Below are 8,743 nucleotides of genomic sequence, written 5' to 3'. Positions count from 1 at the left end.
GTCAATATTTTTTCTGGCAGATCTCTGATCTGTCTTTTCGTGCTGCCTTTTTTTAATAAATACTATCAGGAGTATGCTCGTTTATTTTCAAACATACTCCTGATTCCTTTTCATTATTCGATTAGCTTAATGACATTACCCGCGAGGGAGCTGTTGTTATTAAATCTGATTTGGGTATTATTTTAAACTCTTCTAATCAAGTAAAGTAGAGATATTCGGGTTAGAGGATATTGATACTGTGTACTTGTTTGTTAATAGTGACAATCTATCTTGACATACGTAAGATGATAATATATAATATTATTATAAATGCAGATAGATAAAGGGAGGGAATACCATGCATAAAAATTATAAGAAGATTGTTGCAGGACTGATGACGGCTGTAATGATCGTATCAACCGCCGTCAGTATATCAGAGCCGAAGGAAGTATTTGCTTATGAGCTCCTTGGAGAGACATCATTTTCTCATAAGATGCTTCCTTGGTATACTGTGGAGAACAGCCCTGCGAGGCAGGATTTTGAGCTTTCTGATGGCACTGTACACATCAAAATCTTATTACCGGAAGGTGCCGAAAAGGAAAGGTGGGATCTTCAGTTCAGACACATGAACCTCGATTTCAAAAAGGGTCATGAGTACAAGGTAAGTTTCAAGGTAAAGGCGCGACGTAATGGTATGGAACTGTACTCCTTTATCGGTAATCTCAGCGGCTCTGAAGAATATTTTGTGCTTGACGGTTCGACTAACGATATGCATATGGGTCCTGATATGGACGGCAACTGGCCGCAGAGCGCTGTAAAGCTTACGACCGAATGGCAGACTTATGAGGGAATATTCAAGCCTGCGAATGATATTGAAGCTGCTCAATGGACCTTCCAGTATGCAAGAGGCACCAAGTATAGTGGAAATGCTCATGAAGGCGACGAGTTATGGTTCGATGATATGTCCATTGAGGACCTGACAGATGACATTACCTGTCCGCCTGTATTTAACTACGGCTATACTGCCCGTGGTTTCAGCGGACTTGAGAATAACTTTATATCTGTTAATCAGCTTGGATATTATAAGGGACTTGAAAAAACAGCCACACTTGGCAATAATAAAGGAGATTTCACCTACGGTGCAAAGTATTTCGAGCTTGACGATATATATGACTATGAGATAGTAAGAGTTTCAGATGATGAAGTTGTTTATACAAGCAAAACAGGCACGCCTAAGAAAGATGCTGACTCTGGCGATACTGTAAGCATTATCGACTTTTCTGAGTTTAACGAGCTCGGAGAGTACTATATCCGCATCAAGGACAAGGAATGGAGATCATTTCCGTTTAAGATAGGTACTGATATTTACAGTGACAGTGAACATAATATGCTGACCAATGTGCTCAATTATTTCTATCAGAACCGCTCGGGCGAAGATATCAAATCAGATTACATCACATCGGGTGAAAAAGATAAACTCGCACACGCAGGAGTTCATAAGACAGATATGGGCTATGTTCAGACTAAATGGATAGGTGAATATCTGTCAGACGATGAAGCGACCAAATACTATGCTTCTTCAAAGCTTGATGCATCGGGAGGCTGGTATAAAGCCGACGATCACAGCAAGAATTTGACAGATGGCGGTATTCCGCTATGGACGCTCCAGAATATGTACGAGCGTGCAACCTGTTCACAAGACGGAATCAGAAAATTTGCTGACGGCTCGGGCATTGTTGTTGTTCCCGAAACGGGCAATTAATATCCCGATATTCTTGACGAATGCAGATATGAGCTTGATTTTATGTCACGTATGAAAGTGCAGCCCGATGAGAAAACATGGGGCAAATATACGGGGATGTATTATCACTGCATAACCGATCACAGATGGCGCAGTCTTAACGACAGACCTGATTATGTCAATTATGACGATATACGTATCATTAAACCGCCTACATTTGCGGCAACTTTGAATTATGCAGCTTGTGCCGCACAGGGAGCAAGAATTTGGGAATCATATGACGCTGAATATGCAGATAAGCTTCTTGAAAGTGCTAAGGAGGCATATCAGGCATACAAGGTAAACTTTTATGAGGCAGAAGCTTATGAGCATGCTAACCAAGTATCATTCTATTCTCCTCAAAATCTGTGGAAGGGAACGAATGGATCCCCTTATGAGGTCTCAGCTGACGCCTACTGGGCAGCTTGTGAGCTTTATATCACTTCAAAGGAAATGGAAGATAAAGATGCTGATGTTTATCTTGCCGATCTTTCAGAATTTAAAGATGCATTTACGTTTTATCCAAGGATATATGGCACAACAAATAATGATCATGAATATTCCTTCACATTGTTCAACTGCGAAAGTCCAGCCGCAGCAGGGTCTTTGTCGCTGCTGATGCACAAGTATCTGCTCACAGATGAACAAAATGAGATGCTGAAGAGTTCACTTCTTGAAACGGCAAATGATTTCATCGAAGAAGAAGAAAGACAAGGCTACGGTATCCCGTATAGGTATGATGGTCCAAGTTACTATGATCCAAACAGTAGAGGTCCTGAAATATATTACCGCGGCTTTGAATATGATTCCAACGGACGCGCTCTGAATAATATGATCGCTATGGCTTATGCATATGACATAACAGGTGATGATAAATACCTGAACGGCGTGGCAAGAGGTATGGACTATATCCTCGGCAACAATCCTATGTCATACTCATTTATTTCCGGTTACGGTTCTTACTGTACAAAGAATCCTTCACATGAATACTGGCAGTATGAGATCGACAAGTCTCTTCCTCAGGCACCCGACGGAGTTATCGTAAGCGGTCCGACTGCAAAGGCTATTGACACATATGTGAGGGCTATGGGAATTGGATATGGAAATCCGGATGATCCTTCTGAAAGATTTTATGCTGATTCCGTAGAATCATGGTCTACCAATGAAGCTTCTCTCAGCAGTAATGCTTCTCTTGCATGGATAGTTTCATTCCTACAGGACGAGGCTTCTACAGAACCTGTCGCTAAGGCAGCGTCAGGAGATGTTAATGCTGACGGCGAATTCAGCATAGCTGACGTTCTGCTCGTACAGAAATGGATGATAGGTGATAAGAGATACACTCTTCACGACTGGAAGGCTGCCGACTTCTGCGCTGACGGCAAACTGGACATATTCGACCTTACCCGCATGAAGAAGGAGTTTGTCAGGAATAGCTTCAAGGATTGCGTCATACCTGAAAAGAGTCTGAGATACGGTAATCCTATGAATGTTGCTAAAGACGGACTTGAACTGCGTCTCGGTCCCGATGAAAGCTATGAGGTTATAAATACTATCCCTGCACATACAAGCATTGATGAGCTTGGATACAATAAGGATAATGACCGCTGGATGTTTACGGAGTATAAAGGAAGGTACGGCTGGATAAAAACAGTTGATGAAGATAATAAAACAGCTACTGTTTATCCTGATGCTGTTGCCGCTAAGCCTGTAATTTACCTTTACCCCGAAAATGAGACCGATGTTCATGTTGAGCTGGAGCTGACAGAAGCAGAGCTCTCCACAACTTATCCTAAGTACAATAACGGCTGGGACGTAACAGCTTCTCCTGACGGTTCACTTCGGAACAAGGCTGACGGTACACATCATAAATATCTCTTCTGGGACGCAGTAAACTGCCGTACAAGATTCGATTTTTCCAAAGGCTTCTGCGTTGCAGGCAGTGATACAGAGAGTTTCCTCAAGGAAAAGCTTACATATATGGGACTTACCGAGGAAGAAATGAACGAATTCATCGTATACTGGCTGCCTTTAATGGAGCATAACAAGTATAATCTCATATCTTTCCAAGGTGATGTGTATACAAATTCCGCAAAGCTGAACATAACTCCCGCACCTGACAGCCTGCTCCGCGTGTTCATGGCTTATGTTCCTCTTGAAGAAGCCGTGAATATCGAACCTCAGCAGCTTGAGAACTTTGAGAGAAAGGGTTTCACGGTTGTTGAATGGGGCGGCAGAAAGATGCAATAATAGAAATATCGCAGGGAAAATCCCATAAAGGAGAGGAAATACTCTCATATAGGAAGAGCATTCCATACGAATAAAAGGCTCTGTTTATGCGGAAACGAATAAACATTCGGATCTCTCTGTCCGCTCTTTTATGAAGCCTGTATTTAGCAGAAAACGCTAAATGCAGGCTTTTCTGCTGCCTATGCAAATGCAGTCAAAAATGCGCATGCGACATTGAAATTATGTAAAAACATATGGTTTTTCTGGAAATGATCTGCTCGTCGGCTTTGTCTTCAAAGCGAGCGCCTCTGAGACCGAATTCTTCCATTGCACCATAGTTGAAGGCTTCCTGATTGTCTTTAATAAATTGCTCCCTATCTGATGATTCCAGCGGAACAAGTTGGATTTCTGCTATGTTTTAGGTCTCCTTTTTCGTTTAAAAGTAAAAAACTGCTTGCCGCTTATAATCCGAGCCCGTATCCTGCTCCTATTCCGACAAAAGCCGCAAGCAGTATGATTTTTATCGGATTCATCTTCCTGAATGCAAGAACAGCCGATACTGCGAATAAGCAGAGGAATATCCAGAATGATATATCAGTAAACGAGCTTGTCTGCAATCCATTCGGAAAGAATACTGTCCTTCCAACCGAAAGAAATGCCGTACCGATCATTCCCACAACGGCAGGCTTCAAGCCTGACATAACGCCTTTGACTGCTTTGCAGTCCTTAAATCTCTCAAAGAACTTAGCGATTATAAGTATTATTATGAACGACGGAAGTACAATGCCAAGTGTTGCTATGACAGCACCGAGTACACCGCCTGTCCTGATACCTACGAATGTTGCCATATTCACAGCCAATGGTCCGGGAGTGCTCTCACTCAAAGCTACGAAGTCAACAAGCTCCGCCTCTGTGAGCCAGCCGTGCCGTTCAGCTTCGTACTGTATCATAGCGATCATCGCATATCCGCCGCCAAAGGTGAAAGCACCGATTTTCAGGAAGATCATGAACAGCTCAATCAGTATCATTGCTATGCTCCTTTCTGTTCAGCAGCGACCATATCAAGCCGAACAAACCGCAGCCGATGATAACGAATACGGCATCTATTTTCAAAAACGCTGTCAGAATAAAGGCCGCGCCCATGATAACGTAAGAGATCACATTCTTCTTTGCGGACTTGAACATCATCCATAATGCTTTCAAAATCAATGCAAGAACGGCTGCACGAATGCCCATGAACGCATACTGAACAGCCTTGAAGCTCTTAAACTCATTCAGAATAAAAGATATAATCGATATAATAATGAATGACGGCAATACCACGCCGAGCGTAGCAAAGCAGGCGCCTATAAAGCCGTTGGTACGGTAACCTACGAATGTTGCCGCATTTATCGCTATCGGTCCGGGAGTGGATTCTGAAATCGCCACAATATCGCTTATCTCCTTTTCATCAAGCCATTTCTTGTTCGTGCAGACCTCACGCTGTATCAGCGGTATCATGGCGTATCCTCCGCCGAATGTAAATGCTCCTATCTTCATAAAGGTAAGGAACAGATCAAGTTTTTTATTCAAAGCTAATCACCATTAAACAGTATATCACAATAACAGACAGGCTGTCAATTATTTGCTTTAAATCCACGTATCTTTCCACAGCTTGCCGAATTTCCCGGATAAACGTGAAGATACGCTGATGAGTATTGTGATGAGAGCCACCTGCCGAAGCACGGAAGATATACCGGGTATCGAACTGTCCGGCATATCAAGTACATAAGGATTTATAAATATTCCGACTACAAGCATACCTATGATACAAGGCAAGCCTGTTTTCTCAAAGATAGCTGCTGCTGAAAGACCTAAAAGGAGCAGCCTTGATATCGTACTATTCAAGCAGCATTCCGATGATGTTCTTCTGTCCATAAAATGGATAATATAATGCCCCTGAGCGTTTTATGTAAAGCTCAGGGGCATTGTGTTTGTTCTTTTTACTCAGATAAATCAAAGAAGGAACGAATAAAAGTATGAATCTCTGTTATATTCAAGCAGTTTTATAATATTGCTTCCGTAAATATTATAGCTGCTGAGTAATTTTATGAAATCCTTTGCAGCAGGATCATCTATCCAGCCAACATAATCACCGTAAGTTGCAATTTCCGCATTAACAGGCTTGCCGTCGGCGCCGGAACCTATAATATATACAGAACTGCTGCCTGCGTCGCACATATATCCGATGCCGCTCAATTCTGACTTACTGTAGCTTTCAGCCTTTTGAGCAAACTTGTTTATTTCTGTCATTGCACCGTCGGGAATGAATCCGGCAGACGCATTGTTTGATGCCATTATATCAAGCAGCTGTTCATACCAGTTGCCGGATTTTATCCGAATCAGGTCGTCCCTGGCATCGGATATGCTCGACATTTCCTGACTGTATTTGAATTGATAAGCTGAACCGTACTGATCTATAACAGTGACGTTCTGATAAGCCGACCATGCGTAGTTCTCATTGATGAATACCATAACGGGTCTTGGTTCTTCCTTGATGTTATTTATAATAAGCTTTCGCAGTTCAACAAAGTCGAAAATATCAAAAATACCGTCGCCATTAACGTCTGCAATACCGTACTCAGGGAGACTGTCCTTGCCAAGGAGCCACCTGTTCATGGAGACAAGATCGGAGATACCGAAAATACCATCACCGTTGCAGTCGCCCTTGACAGTAGTTTTCATATCATTTTCTTCTGCTGGAATTATGTGCATATCCTCGGTGACAGTAAAGTATGCACACTCTTCTTCAACTGTAACATTTTTGTTCTGATTTATTTCCTTTGAAATTACAAGCTTGACTGTGCCTGGTTTTACAGGCTTGAAAAGCTTGATTATGTGATTTGGGGCACTTTGATCGGTCTCTTCTGTATTTGTTGGCGTAACTTCCTTTTTCATTGAAACTTCTTCGTGATCTTCGATCAATGTTCCCGAGCCGTTCTGCTCAGTCGTTAAAAAAACTGTATCAGAAGCGGAGATGTTTGTGCAATACATAACATAGACGCCCTGTATGGAAAAAGCACCGTGCTTTTCAAAGTATGCATTGAATTCTTCATGACAGTCCGGCAGCCATGAATACTTATCGGTTTGGGTTATGTAACCAGTGCTGTCCTTCCGGAAACTGTATGAACTGATCGTTCTTATATTAGAGTTTCGTCTTCCGTACATGAAGTTTACAGTGAGAGTGGAGTCGTTCGGTATATCATAAGCTCTTACATTATATGCGGAATACTTATCCCCGGGATCGTCATACACTTTGTTTATAAGCTCATAACCTGCGATATTTTTGGAAGCTGAGCCCTCAAAACCTACAGGATATTCATCAATTCTGTCTGAATTTACATTTCGCACAAAGCATATAATACCATCATTTACAAATGATGAACCATGTTCATTGCTGAACTTTACAGTTGACTCATAATCCTGAGGTATCCAGTCAGGGATATCCTTGTTATTTTCAGTAATAATAAGATCTTTATCTACGTGGACAGAAGCAGTCTCTGTATTAAGAGCGGCGTCGTTTGTTTCCCATGTTCTGCCCGAGGTAAATGTAATATCAACGTTGCCTTCTGCTTCTCCCTTATAGACCTGCAATATGCTGTTGGTTCCGCCTACGGGCTGAACGATATTGTCCCTGCTTATGCTGGTGTCAACAGCGAGACTGAGCTTTCCCGAACCAGTCTGTTCAACGTTCAGAGATTCTCCTGTGGAGTAGTTTACATTGTTGCAGTAAACGAGCAGACCGTCTCTTAATGAGATATTGCCGTTTTTATCAATATAATCATTGAATTCGGGAACAGAATCCGGCAGCCAGCCATAAATATCGGTCTCTTTCAGCTTGCCGTCCTCATTTACAAATGTATATCTGACGCTTTCCGAAGATTTTCCTGTTTTCGTATCCTCAATGCTGATGTCGATATCAAAACCTGCTGCACAGTTATTCAGTATCATCAGTGCTTCGTAATGATAACCGACCGTACCTGCTTTGCTGATGTTTGGATATTTCGCATTGTCTCTGTTAGAGGTAAGATCGAAGTCAAATGTATATGTATTCCACTCATATTCAGACTTCGCTGTCGCTCCGTCATCACGTTTGAAAGAACTGATATCAGCAGACATTTTGTAGGAATCGGGAACATGATAAACGATACACAACAAATCATCTTCGGTTTTGGTAGTACCGTAGTTATTATGAAAATACATTGCGGAACCGAAGTCGTATGGAAGCCATTCAGGTCCGTTTTCAAGTACCTTGTCCCAGTTAACAGCTTCTGCGTATGATTCTGTAGTAAATAAAGCAGCATTTCCAATGGAAAATACCAGTGCAGTTACAGCTGATAATATTTTTTTGACCAGTTTCATAAAATACCTCCTGTTCTGTCCTTTTTATTGGCTTTATTGGCACGAAAAATCTTTATTTTATTATAACATGTTTTTTCGTGAATTGCAATAATAAATATACATATAACGTGTTGCGAGGCACAGACAATAGTATAAATAAGATTTTTCTGATTATGCATCTTTTCCATATCGGTTCAGAAGCATATCCGTGAGTTCGGTAAAATACAAAGCCAGCCCCATATGTGCGGTACTCGTAAAGAAGTATATATGGGACTTATCGGGGGAAACCTTTCTGAGGAAAGGTTCTCCCCCGAACCCCCTTCCAAAGACTTTTAACCCAAATTTTTCCAAACAGGACGCCCCCTGTAAGAGTTACAG

At 41.8% G+C, this 8,743-nt stretch carries 6 protein-coding genes and 1 pseudogene; 2 read left to right on the top strand and 5 right to left on the bottom strand.

The window, feature by feature from the left end:
* Window positions 1-337: 337 nt before the first annotated feature.
* Window positions 338-2,950, top strand: a pseudogene (locus IKW96_RS02420) (glycoside hydrolase family 9 protein); the annotation flags it as partial.
* A gap of 9 nt (window positions 2,951-2,959) precedes the next feature.
* A complete protein-coding gene (locus tag IKW96_RS02415; protein ID WP_296569893.1) occupies window positions 2,960-4,006 on the top strand; it encodes a dockerin type I domain-containing protein in 1,047 nt (348 codons plus the stop codon).
* A 440-nt stretch (window positions 4,007-4,446) separates the two neighbouring features.
* Here IKW96_RS02415 and IKW96_RS02410 read toward each other — a convergent pair whose 3' ends face one another.
* The 5 genes from IKW96_RS02410 to IKW96_RS02390 form a co-directional block, all read right to left on the bottom strand.
* The gene (locus IKW96_RS02410) at window positions 4,447-5,013 is read right to left on the bottom strand and encodes a chromate transporter (RefSeq protein WP_296569891.1); all 567 of its coding nucleotides are present in this window, start codon (window positions 5,011-5,013) and stop codon (window positions 4,447-4,449) included.
* Entirely contained in the window at window positions 5,000-5,557 is a 558-nt protein-coding gene (locus IKW96_RS02405; protein ID WP_296569888.1) for a chromate transporter, read from the bottom strand. Before IKW96_RS02405 ends, IKW96_RS02410 begins: the two co-directional genes overlap by 14 nt.
* Before the next feature lie 57 nt (window positions 5,558-5,614).
* The gene (locus IKW96_RS02400; protein ID WP_296569886.1) at window positions 5,615-5,872 is read right to left on the bottom strand and encodes a hypothetical protein; all 258 of its coding nucleotides are present in this window, start codon (window positions 5,870-5,872) and stop codon (window positions 5,615-5,617) included.
* A gap of 108 nt (window positions 5,873-5,980) precedes the next feature.
* A complete protein-coding gene (locus IKW96_RS02395) occupies window positions 5,981-8,386 on the bottom strand; it encodes a hypothetical protein (protein WP_296569884.1) in 2,406 nt (801 codons plus the stop codon).
* Between the two features lie 150 nt (window positions 8,387-8,536).
* Window positions 8,537-8,716 (bottom strand): hypothetical protein, encoded by a 180-nt coding sequence (locus IKW96_RS02390; RefSeq protein WP_296569882.1) that lies wholly within the window; start codon window positions 8,714-8,716, stop codon window positions 8,537-8,539.
* Window positions 8,717-8,743 lie beyond the last annotated feature (27 nt).

The organism is Ruminococcus sp. (assembly GCF_017549005.1).
Lineage (GTDB): Bacteria > Bacillota > Clostridia > Oscillospirales > Ruminococcaceae > Ruminococcus.
The sequence above is the reverse complement of the archived record's forward strand: the minus strand, read 5'-3'. Positions and strand labels throughout refer to the sequence as shown.

Coding starts and splice junctions, on each gene's coding strand:
- IKW96_RS02410 (WP_296569891.1), bottom strand. CDS start 5,013: ATGATACTGATTGAGCTGTTCATGATCTTCCTGAAAATCGGTGCTTTC.
- IKW96_RS02395 (WP_296569884.1), bottom strand. CDS start 8,386: ATGAAACTGGTCAAAAAAATATTATCAGCTGTAACTGCACTGGTATTT.